The sequence below is a fragment of the Xanthomonas nasturtii genome (assembly GCF_001660815.1).
Lineage (GTDB): Bacteria > Pseudomonadota > Gammaproteobacteria > Xanthomonadales > Xanthomonadaceae > Xanthomonas > Xanthomonas nasturtii.
The window spans coordinates 107,259-122,892 of record NZ_LYMI01000078.1 but is presented as its reverse complement, the minus strand read 5'-3'; the positions used below and the strand labels follow the sequence as shown (position 1 = coordinate 122,892).

Genomic DNA, 15,634 nt, shown 5'->3' with positions numbered 1-15,634 from the left:
ATGATAGCGGGCCGGGTCGCCGGAGCCATGATGCGGTGCGTCGATGCTAGAATTGAGAACCATTCCTAACACTCAGGCCGTCTTTGTGACGCTGTCCGACATGCCTTTGCATCGCGCCGCCATTGTGGACTCCGTGGAGGATCGCCTCCCCAACGACACGATCGCGCGGCGCCTGCGGGAGTTGGGGTTTGTCGCAGGCGAAGAAGTCACCGTGCTGGCCACCGGGCCGGTCGGTCGCGAGCCATTGCTGGTGCAGGTCGGTTACACGCGGTTTGCGTTGCGCCGTAGCGAGGCCGCGCGCGTGCAGGTGCGGCAAGACGGAGCATCGGCATGAATGCGGCGGCCGTGCCGTTGCGTCTGGCATTGGTGGGCAATCCCAACAGCGGCAAGACCGCGTTGTTCAACCAGCTGACCGGCAGCCGCCAGAAGGTGGCCAACTACACCGGCGTTACCGTCGAGCGGAAGGAAGGGCATTTTCGTGCGCCATCCGGGCGCGACTTTGCGGTGCTCGATCTTCCCGGCGCCTACAGCCTGCAACCGGCCAGCCTGGACGAGGCAATCACCCGCGACCTGTGCCGTGGCTTCTACCCGGGCGAGCCGGCACCGGACGTGCTGGTCTACGTGATGGACGCAACCAATCTGCGCCTGCACCTGCGCTTTGCGCTGGAGTTGCGCGAGCTCGGCCGGCCGATGATCGTGGCACTGAACATGATGGACGCCGCGCAACGCCGCGGCATCGTCATCGATCTGCCAGCGCTGGAGCAGGCGCTTGGCGTGCCGGTGGTCGAAACCGTGGCAGTGCGGCGCGGCGGTGCAAAGGTCCTGGTCGAACGCCTGGATGCGCAGGCGGCCAGCCTGGCCGCGCCGGCCACCAGCCCGCCGGCCGACGGCAACTACCACGCGCAGGTGCGGCAGATCCTGAGTGCGGCAGTGACCATGCCCACGCGTACCTCGCGCGTGGACGATGCGCTGGACCGCTGGCTGCTGCATCCGGTCTGGGGTCTGGTCACGCTGGCGGTGGTGATGTTTTTGATCTTCCAGGCGGTGTATGCCTGGGCCACGCCGGTGATGGACCTGATCGATGCCGGCACCGCGATGCTGGGCGAGTGGGTGGGTGCCACGCTGCCGGAAGGACCGCTCAACAGCTTGCTCAAGGACGGCATCATTGCCGGCCTGGGCGGGGTGATCATCTTCCTGCCGCAGATCCTGATCCTGTTCGCCTTCATCCTGGCGCTGGAAGAATCCGGGTATCTGCCGCGCGCGGCATTTTTGCTGGATCGCATGATGGCCGCGGCCGGCTTGTCGGGGCGTTCGTTCATTCCGTTGCTGTCGAGCTTCGCGTGTGCGGTGCCGGGCATCATGTCCACGCGCAGCATCCAGGACCCGCGCGACCGGCTCGCCACCATCATGGTGGCGCCGCTGATGACGTGTTCGGCGCGGCTGCCGGTGTATGCGCTGCTGATCGGTGCCTTCATTCCGCAGAAGACCGTGTGGGGAATCTTCAACCAGCAAGGGCTGATCCTGTTCGCGCTGTATGCCGCGGCCATCGTCAGCGCGCTGCTGGTGTCGTGGACCATGAAGAAGTGGCGTCGCGACAAGAGCGAGCATCCGCTGATGCTGGAGCTGCCGTCCTACCGCGTGCCGCAGGTGCGCGACCTGGCGCTTGGCCTGTGGGAGCGTGCGGTGATCTTCCTCAAGCGCGTGGGCGGCATCATTCTGGCGCTGACCATCCTGCTGTGGTTCCTGCTGTCGTTTCCCGAAGCGCCGGCCAATGCGACCTTGCCGGCGATCGACTACAGCTTCGCCGGACGCATCGGCCATGCGCTGGCGATATTCTTCGCGCCGCTGGGCTTCAACTGGCAGATCTGCATCGCGCTGATTCCGGGCCTGGCCGCACGCGAAGTGGCGGTGGCCTCGCTGGCAACCGTGTACGCGCTGTCGGCTGCCGACGACGATGCGGCAGCGCAGGCGTTGTCGCCGCTGATCAGCGATGGCTGGTCGCTGGCCACCGCGTTGTCGCTGCTGGTCTGGTACATCTACGCACCGATGTGCATCTCCACGCTGGCCACGATCAAGCGCGAAACCAACTCGTGGAAGCAGATGACCATCAGCGCGGTGTACCTGTTCGCGCTGGCCTACCTGGCCTCGCTGGTGACCTACCAAGTGGGCGTGCTGCTGGGAGCCGGCTGAGGTGACGCTTTCGCTCACGCTGCAATACCTGGTGATCGCCATCGCGGTGCTGGTCAGCCTGTGGGTGGTGATGAAGAAACAATTCCCCGGCAGCCTGCGCCACTTACGCGGTGCGCTTGCGCTTGCGCTGCTGCGCACCGGGCGGCCTGCATGGATGCAGGCGCTGGGGCGTCGCGTGGCACCACCGGCGACACAAAACGCATCGGCGTGTGGCGGTTGCGACAGCTGCGGCCCGCCACCGCCGCGTCGCCACTGACCCCGGCAGCGTCGGCTACACTTGCGCGGCCGCAGGACGCGGCTAAACAGGGGGCAGTGATGCGTTTGCTGGTGTTGTTGGCGGTGTTGGCCGCCATTGCGGGTTTCTATAACTACGGTGGCAATGCGCTCGACGAGAAGCAGGTGCGCGACTTCTACGCCGCGCACGACAAGGCGATGCTGGGCCAGGATGGCGATGCGCTCTGCGCGATGACCGCGCCCGACTTCGAAATGGTGGTGCTGTACCGCATGGATTCGCATCAGCAGCGGCAGACCACCACCCGCGAGAACTATTGCAAGTCCAACGGCGAATGGGCGCAGGTGCTGCGGCAGATGCGCCATGTGGCCAATCCGGAAGAGTTGATCGACTACAAGCATTCGATCACCAAGATCGACATTGCCGCAGACGAGCAGTCGGCGATGGTCGAAACACGCGCCACGCTCGGTCTGCCCGGGCTGCGCATGACCTTCCGCACACGCGACAAGGTGATCCGCAAACGCTGGAAGACCTTGATCGAACGCAGCGAAGGCACTGCCTGGGTCGGCCCGGCGTATCAGTAGGCGGGCGTCGCGCCAAGAGCGGTGAACAAAGCGACTGCGCTCACGTCAGGCGGGCGCGGCCGATGCTTGAGGTGGCACGTATCACTCGTACACGCCGCTTCTGAGCGCGCCGTCCACACCCGCCTGGCGACGGCTCGCTCCATTTTGTTCGCCGCTCTCGGCAAGTGGCGAGCGGTCTGTCGTTGCAGTGCACAGCGCCACCGCCACTGGCGTTCGCTATGCTTGCGGCATGACGACCTCCTTCCAGATCTCCCGACGTGCGCAGGCGCTGACAAGTTCGGCGATTCGCGAAATCCTCAAGGTGACCGAGCGGCCGGAGGTCATTTCCTTCGCCGGCGGTCTGCCCTCGCCAGCGACCTTTCCGGTGGAGCGCATGCGCGCGGCCAGCGACCAGGTGCTGCGCGACGCGCCACAGGCGGCCTTGCAATACGGCCCCACCGAAGGCTATGCGCCGCTGCGCGACTGGGTGGCCGCGCGCTTGAGCCGCGATGGCGCCAGCATCCGGCCCAGCCAGGTGCTGATCACCACCGGCTCGCAACAGGGCCTGGACCTGCTCGGCAAGGTCTTCATCGACGAAGGCAGCAAGGTGCTGGTGGAAACGCCGAGCTATCTGGGTGCACTCCAGGCGTTTTCGTTATTCCAGCCGGCATTCGTCGGCATGCCGTCGGACGAGGACGGCGTGGTGGTGGACGCGCTGGATCCGTCACTGCTGGCCGATGCGCGGTTTCTGTACTGCCTGCCGAATTTCCAGAACCCCACCGGCCGGCGCCTGCCGCTGGCGCGTCGCCAGGCGTTGGTGGCGCGCGCGGCCGAGGCGGGTGTGCCGATCGTCGAAGACGACCCGTACGGCGAGCTGTACTACAGCGGCCAGCCGCTACCGAGCCTGCTGTCGATGAACCCGGAAGGCGTCATCTACATGGGCTCGTTTTCCAAGGTGCTCGCACCCGGCCTGCGGCTGGGCTATGTGGTGGCGCCCGAAGCGGTGCTGGGCAAACTGATCCAGGCCAAGCAGGCCGCCGATCTGCACACCCCATCGTTCACCCAGCGCGTGGTGTACCAGACGCTGCAGGACGACTTTCTCGACACCCATATTCCGCAGATCCGCGCTCTGTACGCACGCCAGTGCAGCCTGATGCTGGAGGCACTGGACCTGCATTTCCCAGAACAGGTGCAATGGAACCGTCCTGAAGGCGGGATGTTCCTGTGGGTGAGCCTGCCGCCCGGGCTGGACGGCACCGCGTTGCTGGCGCGGGCCATTGCACGCAATGTCGCGTTCGTGCCGGGTGCGCCGTTCTTTGCCACCTTGCCGCAGACCAATACGCTACGCCTGTCGTTCGTCACCGTGCCCGCAGAGAAGATTGATGCAGGCATCCAGGTCCTGGGCGAGCTGCTGCGTGAGGCGCTGGCCGAGCTGCCGGGGCAGGGCGCGTGACAGTGGCAACGGCGGGACAGGGCGCACCGATTGCGGTAAGGATCGACAGCGTGGCGATCGGCAGCGTGCGCGGTTTCACCCGCCCAGGTAGCCATAGCGCGATCGACAAACGTGCAGTGCAAGGTGCGGTGCAGGTGGGCATGGAAGGCCTGCAAGGCGACGCGCAGGGCGACCGACGCGTGCACGGCGGGCCGGACAAGGCCATCCATCATTACCCGCGCGATCACTATGCAGCCTGGCGCGATGAACTTGGCGCGCATGGGTTGCTGGATGCTGCCGGCGCCTTTGGCGAAAACCTCAGCAGTGTCGGCCTGACCGAAGCCGAGGTCTGTCTGGGCGATCGCTTCGCCCTGGGCACGGCAGTGGTGGAGGTGTCGCAGGTGCGCCAACCGTGCTGGAAACTGTCGGACAGGTTCGGTGTGCGTGAGCTGGCGCGGCGCGTGCAGGAAACCGGCCGCACCGGCTGGTACTACCGGGTGCTGCAGCCGGGCAGCGTTGCGGCCGGCGATCTGCTGACCCTGCAGGCGCGACCGCATCCGCAATGGACGCTGTCGCGCCTGCAACAGCTGTTGTACGCGCGCAAGGTCGATGTTGCAGCAGTCACTGCGGTTTTGCAGCTGCCGCTGGTGCCGTCGTGGCGCACGCTGTTCGAACGCCGCCTGCAGCGCAGCGAAGTGGAAAGCTGGAGCAAGCGCCTGGACGGTATCGGCGATTAAGCGCGGCTGACAAAATTACTGCGCAATGCCAGGCGGATGTGTTCGCTGCGTACGTCGGTTGGTACGGCACGTGTCTGCGCTTGCGCCGGGCGCAGCTCACGCTGGCGTGAAGACTGCACGCTGCATTGCGATCGCCACGCGTAGAGCGGCCGATCGCTTCTGCTGCTCTCCGCTCGTCGCTACCTCTTCAAGAACCGTTCGCTACGCCCCGTCGCCAGCCTCGAAAGCGAGCAGTCGCATTGCCGTGCAACGCGCGCAGTGCGGCACCGCAGTGACGAATCGCCAATCCCAAATCCCAATCCCGGCTATCGTGTACCACCCACATCGCCAAGCCAGCCTGCCGCCATGACAACCTCTGCTGTGAAAGTTCTGATCCACGGCGCCTCCGGGCGGATGGGCAAGGCGTTGCTGCGATTGGCTGCCGAAGACGAGGCCGTGCAGGTGGTCGGCGCCGTGGTGGGCCGCTCGCCCTCGCAGCGGGTGGTCGACGGTGTGCCGTTCTTTGCCGCCAGCGAACTCGGCGGTGCGCCCGCGTTCGATGTGGCCATCGACTTCAGCCTGCCGCAGGGCTTTGCACCGATCCTGGCGTTGTGCGCGCAGCGCGGCAAGCCGCTGGTGTCCGGCACCACCGGGCTGGACGAGGCGCAGCGCGTAGCACTGCGCGATGCCGCGCAGCAGATTCCATTGGTGTGGGCGTCCAACTTCAGTCTCGGTGTTGCGGTGTTGACCGAGCTGGTGGAGCGTGCCGCCGGCACGTTGCCGGGTTGGGATTGCGACATCATCGAAGCGCATCACGTGCACAAGCAGGACGCGCCTTCCGGCACCGCGTTGACGCTAGGCGAGGCGGCCACCGGCAGTGGCGCGCAGCCGCGCTATGCCAGCCTGCGCGCCGGCGACATCGTCGGCGAACACACCGTGCAATTCACCGGGCTGGGCGAGCGGGTCGAGCTGGTGCATCGCGCCACCAATCGCGACATCTTCGCGCGCGGCGCATTGCATGCGGCCAAACGACTGATCGGCAAGCCGGCCGGCAGCTACCGCGTGCGCGATCTGGTGTTGTAAGCCGGCGCGCAACCGCGCATGAACGGCAGCCGCAGTGGCCTGCCTATTCATGCCGCGGCGCCGACACCCGTGCTGCTTCGCATGCTCTTCAGGCTGGCATGCCGGGGCACTTGCCTTTACAATTCTCGCTTGCCCGAACCAGCGTCGGACCGGTCCCCAGCACCGCGTCCGCGCTTTGCTGCAACCGGAATTTGGCCGGAAGCGCATCGGAGTCCCAGGCAGCCAGAGCGAGACCCCACGTGACCCAACCCGCAATCCTTGTCCTCGAAGACGGCACCGTGTTCGAGGGCGAATCCGTAGGCGCCAACGGGCTTTCCGTCGGTGAAGTGGTGTTCAACACCGCCATGACCGGCTATCAGGAAGTCCTGACCGATCCCTCCTACGCCCGCCAGATGGTCACGCTGACCTATCCGCATATCGGCAACACCGGCTTTACCGACCAGGACGACGAAGCCCGCAAGATCTGGGCCGCCGGCCTGATCGTGCGCGATGTGCCGCGTCGTCCCAGCAACTGGCGCAGCCAGGTGGCCTTGCCGGAATGGCTGCAGGCCCGCGGTGTCGTCGCCATTTCCGGCATCGACACCCGCAAGCTGACCCGCCTGCTGCGCCAGAAGGGCGCTCAGAACGGTGCGCTGATGGCCGGCGAGATCGATGTCGACAAGGCGCTGGAAGCCGCGCGCAACTTCCCCGGCCTGAAGGGCATGGATCTGGCCAAGGTGGTCTCGACCGAGAGCAACTACAGCTGGCAGGAAGGCTCGCTGGATCTCAATTCCGACACCTTCGTACGCGCCGAGTTGAAGCACAAAGTCGTGGCGTATGACTATGGCGTGAAACTCAACATCCTGCGCATGCTGGCCGATCGTGGTTGCGACGTCACCGTGGTGCCGGCCCGCACGCCGGTGGCCGAAGTGCTGGCGATGCAGCCCGACGGCGTGTTCCTGTCCAACGGCCCGGGCGATCCGGAACCCTGCGATTACGCCATTGACGCGATCAAGGAATTGATCGCCAAGCAGGTGCCGACCTTCGGCATCTGTCTGGGCCATCAGTTGCTGGCGCTGGCCGCTGGCGCGAAGACGGTGAAGATGGCCACCGGTCACCATGGTGCCAACCATCCCGTGCAGGATCTGGACGGCGGGCGGGTGATGATTACTTCGCAAAATCACGGCTTTGCGGTGGACGAGACCACGCTGCCGGCCAATGTGCGGGTGACCCATCGTTCGCTGTTCGATGGCACCAACCAGGGCATCGCACTGACCGACGCACCGGCGTTCTCGTTCCAGGGCCACCCGGAAGCCTCGCCGGGCCCGCGCGACGTGGGGCCGTTGTTTGATCGGTTCACCGCGCTGATGCGGGACCGGGGACCGGGGACCAGGGACCCGGGTGGCAATGCTTGAGCCCTTCGCATTTCCGCGAACTGGAAGTCTGGCGTCTTGCAATGACGCTGGCGAAGATGGTCTACGAACTGACTGGCGCGTTTCCGCGTGAAGAACGTTATGGACTTTCGTCGCAGCTGCAGCGCGCTGCAGTCTCGGTGCCTTCCAACATCGCCGAAGGAAATGCTCGCGGTTCGACCAAGGACTATGCGCGATTTATTTCGATCGCGCGTGGTTCGGTTGCAGAATTACAAACACAGTTGACACTTGCTTCAGAGCTCGCGCTGGCTGAGCCGCATCAGGTCGAAATCGTCCTGGATGTCGCCGAGCGTGTCAGCAAAATGCTGCACAAGTTGCACTACTCACTCAATCAGAAGTTGGAGTCCGGGTCCCCGTTCCCCGGTCCCCGGTCCCGGAGCTGAAATGCCAAAGCGTACAGACCTTAAAACCATCCTCATCATCGGCGCTGGCCCGATCGTCATCGGCCAGGCCTGCGAGTTCGATTACTCAGGCGCGCAGGCGTGCAAGGCGCTGCGCGACGAGGGCTACCGCGTGGTGCTGGTCAACAGCAATCCGGCCACCATCATGACCGACCCGAACATGGCCGACGCCGTGTACATCGAGCCGATCAACTGGCAGACGGTCGAAAAGATCATCGCCAAGGAAAAGCCCGACGCCCTGCTGCCGACCATGGGCGGGCAGACCGCTCTGAATTGCGCGCTGGATCTGGCCGATCACGGCGTGCTGGAGAACTACAACGTCGAACTGATCGGCGCCAAGCGCGAAGCGATCCGCATGGCCGAAGACCGCGAGCTGTTCCGCGTGGCGATGGGCGAGATCGGCCTGGATTGCCCTCGCGCCGAAGTGGCGCACACGCTGGAAGAAGCGCTGGATATCCAGACCCGCGTCGGCTACCCGACCATCATCCGCCCCAGCTTCACCCTGGGCGGCAGCGGCGGCGGCATCGCCTACAACCGCGAAGAGCTGATCGAGATCGTCGGGCGCGGCCTGGAGCTGTCGCCGACCACCGAAGTGCTGGTGGAAGAGTCGGTGCTGGGCTGGAAGGAATTCGAGATGGAAGTGGTGCGCGATACCGCGGACAACTGCATCATCGTGTGCGCCATCGAAAACCTCGACCCGATGGGCGTGCACACCGGCGACTCGATCACCGTGGCGCCGGCGCAGACGCTCACCGACAAGGAATATCAGCGCCTGCGCGATGCCTCGATCGCGGTGCTGCGCAAGATCGGTGTGGACACCGGCGGCTCCAACGTGCAGTTCGGCATCAGCCCGACCAATGGCCGCGTTGTCGTCATCGAAATGAACCCGCGCGTGTCGCGTTCGTCGGCGCTGGCCTCCAAGGCCACCGGCTTCCCGATCGCCAAGGTCGCCGCCAAGCTGGCGGTGGGCTACACGCTGGACGAATTGAAGAACGAAATCACCGGCGGCCTGACCCCGGCGTCGTTCGAACCGTCGATCGATTATGTGGTCACCAAGATTCCGCGCTTCGCCTTCGAGAAGTTCCCGCAGGCCGACGCACGCCTGACCACGCAGATGAAGTCGGTGGGCGAGGTGATGGCGATGGGCCGCACCTTCCAGGAGTCGCTGCAGAAAGCGCTGCGCGGCCTGGAAACCGGCAAGATCGGCCTGGACCCGACCGGTCTGGATCTGAGCAGCGAAGACGACATCGCCGCGCTCAAGCGCGAGCTCAAGGCGCCGGGCCCGGAGCGTCTGTTCTATGTCGCCGATGCATTCCGCGCCGGCATGACCGTGGACGAGGTGTATGCGCTGTCGTTCATCGACCCCTGGTTCCTGGATCAGATCGAAGAGCTCATCAGCCATGAGCAGCAGCTGGCCGACGATGGCATGGCCGCATTGGATGCGCCGCGTCTGCGCATGCTCAAGCGCGCCGGTTTTTCCGATGCGCGCCTGGCCCAGCTGATCGGCAGCAACGAAGAATCGGTGCGCACGCTGCGCCGCGCGCTCAAAGTTCGCCCGGTCTACAAGCGCGTTGACTCGTGCGCGGCGGAATTCTCCACCAGCACCGCGTACCTGTATTCGACCTACGAGGACGAATGCGAAGCGCTGCCGACCGACCGCGACAAGATCATGATCCTGGGTGGTGGCCCCAACCGCATCGGCCAGGGCATCGAGTTCGACTACTGCTGCGTGCATGCGGCGCTGGCGCTGCGCGATGACGGCTACGAGACCATCATGGTCAACTGCAACCCGGAAACCGTCTCCACCGACTACGACACCTCCGACCGTCTGTACTTCGAGCCGCTGACGCTGGAAGACGTGCTGGAAATCGTCGAGCTGGAACAGCCCAAGGGCGTGATCGTGCAGTACGGCGGGCAGACCCCGCTGAAGCTGGCGCGTGCGCTGGAAGCCAACGGCGTGCCGGTGATCGGCACCTCGCCGGATTCGATCGATCTGGCCGAAGACCGCGAGCGTTTCCAGCAGTTGGTCGATAAGCTGGGCCTGAAGCAACCGCCGAACCGCATCGCGCGCAATGCCGAAGAAGCCTTGGTGCTGGCGCGCGAAATCGGCTACCCGCTGGTGGTGCGCCCGAGCTATGTGCTGGGCGGCCGCGCGATGGAAATCGTGTACGGCGAATCCGATCTGGCGCGTTACGTGCGCGATGCAGTGAAGGTCTCCAACGATTCGCCGGTGCTGCTGGACCGCTTCCTCGACAATGCGGTGGAAGTGGACGTGGACATCATTGCCGACAAGGACGGCAACGTGCTGATCGGCGGCTTGATGGAGCACATCGAAGAAGCCGGCGTGCATTCGGGCGATTCGTCGTGCTCGCTGCCGCCGTATTCGCTCTCGCCCAAGACCCAGGCCGAGCTGCGTCGCCAGGTGGTGATGCTGGCCGAAGGCTTGAACGTGGTCGGCCTGATGAACACCCAGTTCGCGGTGCAGGTCGATGAAGCCGGCGACGATGTGGTGTTCCTGCTGGAAGTGAACCCGCGTGCTTCGCGCACCGTGCCGTTCGTGTCCAAGGCCATCGGCATCCCGCTGGCCAAGATCGCCGCACGCTGCATGGCCGGCAAGACGCTGGCCGAGCAGGGCGCCACCAAGGAAATCGTGCCGGACTACTACTCGGTGAAAGAGGCGATCTTCCCGTTCGCCAAGTTCCAGGGCGTGGACCCGATCCTCGGGCCGGAGATGCGCTCCACCGGTGAGGTGATGGGCGTGGGCCGCAGCTTCAGTGCCGCCTTCGCACGCGCGCAGGAAGCCGGCGGCATCAAGGCCCCGCCGGTGGGCAAGGCGTTCGTGTCGGTGCGCGACCCGGACAAGCAGCGCGTGCTGCCGGTTGCACAGGCGTTGGTGGAGCGTGGCTATACGCTGGTCGCCACGCGCGGCACCGGTGCCTGGCTGCAGCAGAACGGCCTGACCTGCGAAATCGTCAACAAGGTGGCCGAAGGCCGCCCGCATATCGTCGATTCGATCAAGAACGGCGAGATCGTCTATATCGTCAACACCACCGAAGGTCGCGCCGCCATCTCTGATTCGTTCTCGATCCGGCGTGAAGCGTTGCAGCATCGCGTGACCTATTCGACCACTGTCGCCGGCGCCAGGGCGCTGGTGCATTCGCTGGAATTCCGCGGCACCGGCCCCGTGTGGTCGCTGCAGGAACTGCACAAGGAGCTTCAAGCATGAGAGCACCCATGACATCCAAGGGCGCGCTGCGCCTGCGCGAAGAGCTGGACCAGCTGAAGTCGGTCAAGCGTCCGGAGGTGATCAATGCGATTGCCGAAGCGCGTGCGCACGGCGACCTGAAGGAAAACGCCGAGTATCACGCCGCGCGCGAGCAGCAGAGCTTCATCGAAGGCCGCATCAAGCAGCTGGAAGGCGAGCTCTCGCATGCCGAGATCATCGACATCACCAAGCTGTCGGCCGGCACCAAGATCGTGTTCGGCGCCACGGTGACGCTGGCAGACACCGAGACCGACGAAGAGAAGCGCTACCAGATCGTTGGCGATCTGGAAGCGGACATCAAGATGGGCCTGATCGCGATTTCTTCGCCGCTGGCGCGTGCGCTGATCGGCAAGCTGGAAGGCGACTCGGTCACCATCGACGCGCCGGCCGGCCAGCGCGAGTACGAAGTCGTCAGCGTGGCCTACCTGGATTGACCGGCACCACCGCGCGATGACCACCGCCACGCTGCTGCTGCCGGAAAAACGCCGTCTGCCCGGAACCCTGGGCGACACGGCGGTGGCGCGTGCGCTCGCACGCGCCGACCAGCACCCCGCCGAGGCGGGCGAAGTGGCGCAATTGCAGCGCCATTTCAGCCTGACGCCGACGCACTGGCCGGTGGCCGCGTTGACCCGGCAGCTGGATGCCGGCGATGCCGCTGGCGCGACCTGGGTGCGTGCCGACCCGGCCTATGTGGTGCCGGACATGCAGGGCGCGCGGCTGATGGGCTACGGCGAGGCGCTTGGCCCCACCGCCGAGGATCTGGCGGTACTGCTGCCGATCCTCAAGCCGATGTTCGGCGATGCAGGATTCCTGCTGGATGCGCCCACGCCAGCGCGCTGGTATCTGCGTTTGTCGCCGGATGCGAAGTTGCCGGAGTTTGCGCCGCCGGATGTCGCCATTGGCGACGATCTGTTCGAGCATTTGCCGGCCGGCGACAGTGGCCGCCGCTGGCGTGCCTTGCTGACCGAAGCGCAGGTGCTGCTGCATCAACATCCCTGGAACGAAGGCCGCGTGGCCAGCGGTAAACCGGCGATCAATTCGGTGTGGTTCTGGGGTGGCGGCGTGTTGCCGCATGCGGTGACATCGCCGCATCGCCAGGTGCGCAGCCGCGAATCGCTGCTGCGTGCGCTGGCGCTGGCGGCAGGTGCCGACGCGCAGGGCGAACAGCGCGTGGATGCGCTGGTGGACCTGCGCCATCTGCGTTCATTGCAGCAGTTCAGCGAGGACGCGGTGGCGCCGTTGCTGGCGGCAATGGCGCGCGGCGAGCTGGATCGGCTGGTGCTGGATTTCCAGGACGGCGACAGCGTGTCGCTCACGCATGCGCAACGCTGGCGTTTCTGGCGCAAGCCACGGGTACAGCTGGCGCAATGAGTTCGCCTCCGCGGATCGTCCGGCGCCCTTCCGGGCAGGCCGGCAGTTGGCCCGATACCATGTTGCCGCTGCTGCGCCGGATCTATGCCGCGCGCGGGGTCACCGATGCGCAAGGCGCGCAACCGCGGCTGGGCCAGTTGTTGTCACCGGAACTGCTGCACAACAGCGGTGTGGCCGCCGAGCTACTGGCCGATGCGATCGCCCAGCAACGGCGCATCCTGGTGGTGGGCGATTTCGACTGCGATGGCGCCACCGCCTGCGCGGTGGGTGTGCGCGGCTTGCGCATGCTCGGCGCGCTGGATGTGCACCACGCCGTGCCCAATCGCATGGTGCATGGCTATGGCCTGTCGCCCGCATTGGTCGACGAACTGGCGGCGTTGCAGCCGGATGTGCTGGTCACCGTCGATCACGGCATCGCCTGCCATGCCGGTGTGGCCGCAGCCAAGGCGCGTGGCTGGACCGTACTGGTCACCGACCACCACCTGCCGGGCGAGGTGCTGCCGCCGGCCGATGCGATCGTCGACCCGAATCTGGCCCAGGACACGTTCCCCAGCAAGACGCTGGCCGGGGTTGGCGTGATCTTCTACGTGTTGCTGGCGTTGCGTGGCGTGTTGCGCGCACGCGGCGCCTTTGCCGAGCGCGCCGAGCCGGATCTGTCGGTGTTGCTGGATCTGGTCGCGGTCGGCACCGTCGCCGATCTGGTGCCGCTGGATACCAACAACCGTGCGCTGGTGTCGGCCGGCTTGCGCCGCCTGCGTGAGGGCAAGGGCTGTATCGGCTTGCGCGCCCTGATCGATGCCAGCGGCCGCGATGTGGCGCGGCTGAGCGCCAGCGATATCGGGTTTGCGCTCGGGCCACGTCTCAATGCGGCCGGTCGGCTCGAGGACATGGCACTGGGCATCGAGTTGTTGCTCAGCGAAGACTGGAGCCAGGCGCGCGAGATTGCCGGCACGCTGGAAGAGATCAATGCCGAGCGCCGCGCGGTGCAGCAGTTGATGACCGACGATGCCGAGCAAGCCGTGACCAAGGTGGTGCTGGATGCCGATGGCGCCTTGCCGATGGCTGCCTGCCTGTTCGATGCCGAATGGCACCCGGGCGTGATCGGTCTGGTCGCCTCCAAACTCAAGGACCGCCTGCACCGTCCGGTGATCGCGCTGGCGCCCGCGGAGCCGGGTAGCACCCTGTTGCGCGGCTCGGCGCGCTCGATTCCAGGCCTGCATATCCGCGATGTGCTGGCGGCGGTGGACGCGCGCCATCCCGGCTTGATCCAGAAATTCGGTGGGCATGCGATGGCCGCCGGCTTGAGCATCGATCACGCGGCGTTGGCCACGTTCGAGCAGGCCTTCCAGGCGCAGGTGACGGCGATGGTGGACGCCTCGCTGCTGCATGCCGAATTGCACAGCGACGGCGAACTGGCCGCGCACGAACTCGACCACGTGCACGCCGAAGCGCTACGCGTGGCCGGGCCGTGGGGGCAGGGTTTTCCCGAGCCGCTGTTCGACGGTCAGTTCGAAGTGTTGCAGTACCGCGTGCTCAAGGAGCGCCATCTCAAGCTGACCTTGCGGTGCGCCGGACGCGCCGAGCCGCTCAATGCCATCCACTTCAACGGCTGGCACGGCAGCGAGCCCGGCCGGATGGTGCGGTTGGCCTATCGCCTGGTCGCCGACGACTATCGCGGCGGCACGGCGGTGCAGCTGATCGTCGAGCATTGCGAGCCGGCGATGGATGCGGCCTGAGTTGAACGTGCGGCGACCGGCTTGCCGGCGCTGATCCGTTCCGTTGGTGCAAATGGCTGCGGGCGCACAGTGGTGCCCGCAGTTGTCCAGTAATCGCTCTGTTACTTCTTGACTGCCGTCACCAGCGTGGGTAGCTGCCAGGCACCGCCGGCGGCGATCTCGCGGCACAGGCCGGAATTGGACTTGGCGGTCTGCACGAAGCGCTGTCCTGTCCAGCTCCAGCTGGCATCAACCGAGCAATCTCCCAGGCCACGTCCCTTCTGCGACGAGCGGATGGTCGACCCGCTCAACTCGGTGCCCTCCATGGTCACCAGCACAGGTGCGAAGGGCGCGCGCGCGTTGACTACCCAATACCCCATGCCGAGGTTGTAGGCGCCCAGCGTGCAGGCGGCCGAGACCAGCAGCTTGTCGTTGCTGAGGCGCGTGATGTTCAGCGGCTCCTGCGCACCGCCTTGCTCCAGCGCCTGGCACTGCTCATTGGCGGGAAGAGCGGTTTTCAGCGCGGCATACAGCGCCGGCAGACGCGCCAGCTTGGCATCGCCGGGCTGCGCGGCAGCGAGCTTAGCCACCTGTACCTGTGGAGCCGCAAGCGCCGGCAAGACGGCCGATTCATTGCCATTGCCTTTGCGGATCAGAGCGCCGCGGGTGCCCAGGCGACCCTGAAACTCATCCATCTTGAGCAGCACGGCGCTGGCGCCCTGATCGGAGAGCTGCCAACGGCGACCGTCGTTACCGACCGCCGCGATCGCTACGCTCTTACCGGTCAGTGCAGCCAGCAGTGCGCTGGTCTGGGCAGCGCTCAGCGTGGCGCTGCCTGTCGTGCCTTGCAGATTCAGGCGGCCGAGATCGCGTGTGCCGATGGACAATGTCAGGGTGGAGGGAGCAGCAGCCTGTTTGAGCTGACCGAGTTTGAGTTGCGCCGTCACCGGTTGCGCTGCTCCTGCCTTGCGGGTCAGCAGCACCGAAACTGCCGGTTCGGTTTCCTCTGGCTGGTAGCCGGCGGCACGGCAGGTACGGGTGTTGTCGCAGGCGATCGTCCAGTCCTTGTGACTGAACTCGACACCGCCTGCGGAGGCTGCGGCAAGCGCCGCGCCAGGCGAGAGTATCAGTGCGGCGGCGATAAGTTTGATGCGCATTTTTGATCTTCCAGGGGGTATCGAGACGCTATCTTGAGCGTTCGTTTCCAACTCCGTCTACCTGGTTTCGCACTGCTTTCCAGCAGACGTCTGGAGC

14 protein-coding genes and 1 other RNA gene are annotated in these 15,634 nt (G+C 65.7%); 14 read left to right on the top strand and 1 reads right to left on the bottom strand.

The genetic code is table 11. The annotated features are described in order from the left end of the window. The first annotated feature begins 85 nt into the window (after positions 1 to 85). The 14 genes from A7D16_RS19965 (at position 86) to recJ (ending at position 14,401) form a co-directional block, all read left to right on the top strand. Complete coding sequence (locus tag A7D16_RS19965; protein ID WP_064634959.1) at positions 86 to 334, top strand: FeoA family protein; 249 nt, start codon at positions 86 to 88, stop codon at positions 332 to 334. Next, positions 331 to 2,190 carry a ferrous iron transporter B gene (gene feoB / locus A7D16_RS19960; protein WP_064634958.1) on the top strand — a complete coding sequence of 620 codons (1,860 nt, stop codon included), beginning with the start codon at positions 331 to 333 and terminating at the stop codon, positions 2,188 to 2,190. The genes A7D16_RS19965 and feoB overlap by 4 nt, the downstream gene beginning before the upstream one ends. Before the next feature lies 1 nt (position 2,191). Continuing rightward, positions 2,192 to 2,446: a DUF6587 family protein gene (locus A7D16_RS19955; protein WP_064634957.1), complete on the top strand. Its 255-nt coding sequence runs from the start codon at positions 2,192 to 2,194 to the stop codon at positions 2,444 to 2,446. A gap of 59 nt (positions 2,447 to 2,505) precedes the next feature. After that, positions 2,506 to 3,006 carry a hypothetical protein gene (locus A7D16_RS19950; protein ID WP_064634956.1) on the top strand — a complete coding sequence of 167 codons (501 nt, stop codon included), beginning with the start codon at positions 2,506 to 2,508 and terminating at the stop codon, positions 3,004 to 3,006. 76 nt (positions 3,007 to 3,082) lie between these two features. Beyond that, positions 3,083 to 3,159: non-coding RNA, sX9 sRNA (locus A7D16_RS19945), on the top strand. 76 nt (positions 3,160 to 3,235) lie between these two features. Beyond that, a complete protein-coding gene (locus A7D16_RS19940; protein WP_064634955.1) occupies positions 3,236 to 4,438 on the top strand; it encodes an aminotransferase-like domain-containing protein in 1,203 nt (400 codons plus the stop codon). Then, positions 4,435 to 5,154, top strand: coding sequence for an MOSC domain-containing protein (locus A7D16_RS19935; RefSeq protein WP_064634954.1), 720 nt, complete (start codon positions 4,435 to 4,437; stop codon positions 5,152 to 5,154). The genes A7D16_RS19940 and A7D16_RS19935 overlap by 4 nt, the downstream gene beginning before the upstream one ends. A gap of 345 nt (positions 5,155 to 5,499) precedes the next feature. Then, positions 5,500 to 6,216, top strand: a complete 717-nt coding sequence (gene dapB, locus A7D16_RS19930) for a 4-hydroxy-tetrahydrodipicolinate reductase (protein WP_064634953.1) — start codon at positions 5,500 to 5,502, stop codon at positions 6,214 to 6,216. 239 nt (positions 6,217 to 6,455) lie between these two features. Beyond that, positions 6,456 to 7,610, top strand: coding sequence for a glutamine-hydrolyzing carbamoyl-phosphate synthase small subunit (carA, locus tag A7D16_RS19925; RefSeq protein WP_064634952.1), 1,155 nt, complete (start codon positions 6,456 to 6,458; stop codon positions 7,608 to 7,610). Beyond that, complete coding sequence (locus A7D16_RS19920; protein WP_082925899.1) at positions 7,607 to 8,011, top strand: four helix bundle protein; 405 nt, start codon at positions 7,607 to 7,609, stop codon at positions 8,009 to 8,011. The genes carA and A7D16_RS19920 overlap by 4 nt, the downstream gene beginning before the upstream one ends. A gap of 1 nt (position 8,012) precedes the next feature. Next, a complete protein-coding gene (gene carB / locus A7D16_RS19915; RefSeq protein WP_064634950.1) occupies positions 8,013 to 11,255 on the top strand; it encodes a carbamoyl-phosphate synthase large subunit in 3,243 nt (1,080 codons plus the stop codon). Between the two features lie 8 nt (positions 11,256 to 11,263). Next, positions 11,264 to 11,728, top strand: coding sequence for a transcription elongation factor GreA (gene greA, locus A7D16_RS19910; protein ID WP_181920506.1), 465 nt, complete (start codon positions 11,264 to 11,266; stop codon positions 11,726 to 11,728). 16 nt (positions 11,729 to 11,744) lie between these two features. After that, positions 11,745 to 12,665 carry a hypothetical protein gene (locus A7D16_RS19905; RefSeq protein ID WP_064634948.1) on the top strand — a complete coding sequence of 307 codons (921 nt, stop codon included), beginning with the start codon at positions 11,745 to 11,747 and terminating at the stop codon, positions 12,663 to 12,665. After that, complete coding sequence (gene recJ, locus A7D16_RS19900; protein ID WP_064634947.1) at positions 12,662 to 14,401, top strand: single-stranded-DNA-specific exonuclease RecJ; 1,740 nt, start codon at positions 12,662 to 12,664, stop codon at positions 14,399 to 14,401. The genes A7D16_RS19905 and recJ overlap by 4 nt, the downstream gene beginning before the upstream one ends. A 101-nt stretch (positions 14,402 to 14,502) precedes the next feature. Here the strand turns inward: recJ and A7D16_RS19895 are convergent, their stop codons facing one another. Beyond that, the gene (locus A7D16_RS19895) at positions 14,503 to 15,537 is read right to left on the bottom strand and encodes a DUF1176 domain-containing protein (protein ID WP_064634946.1); all 1,035 of its coding nucleotides are present in this window, start codon (positions 15,535 to 15,537) and stop codon (positions 14,503 to 14,505) included. Positions 15,538 to 15,634: the final 97 nt, after the last annotated feature.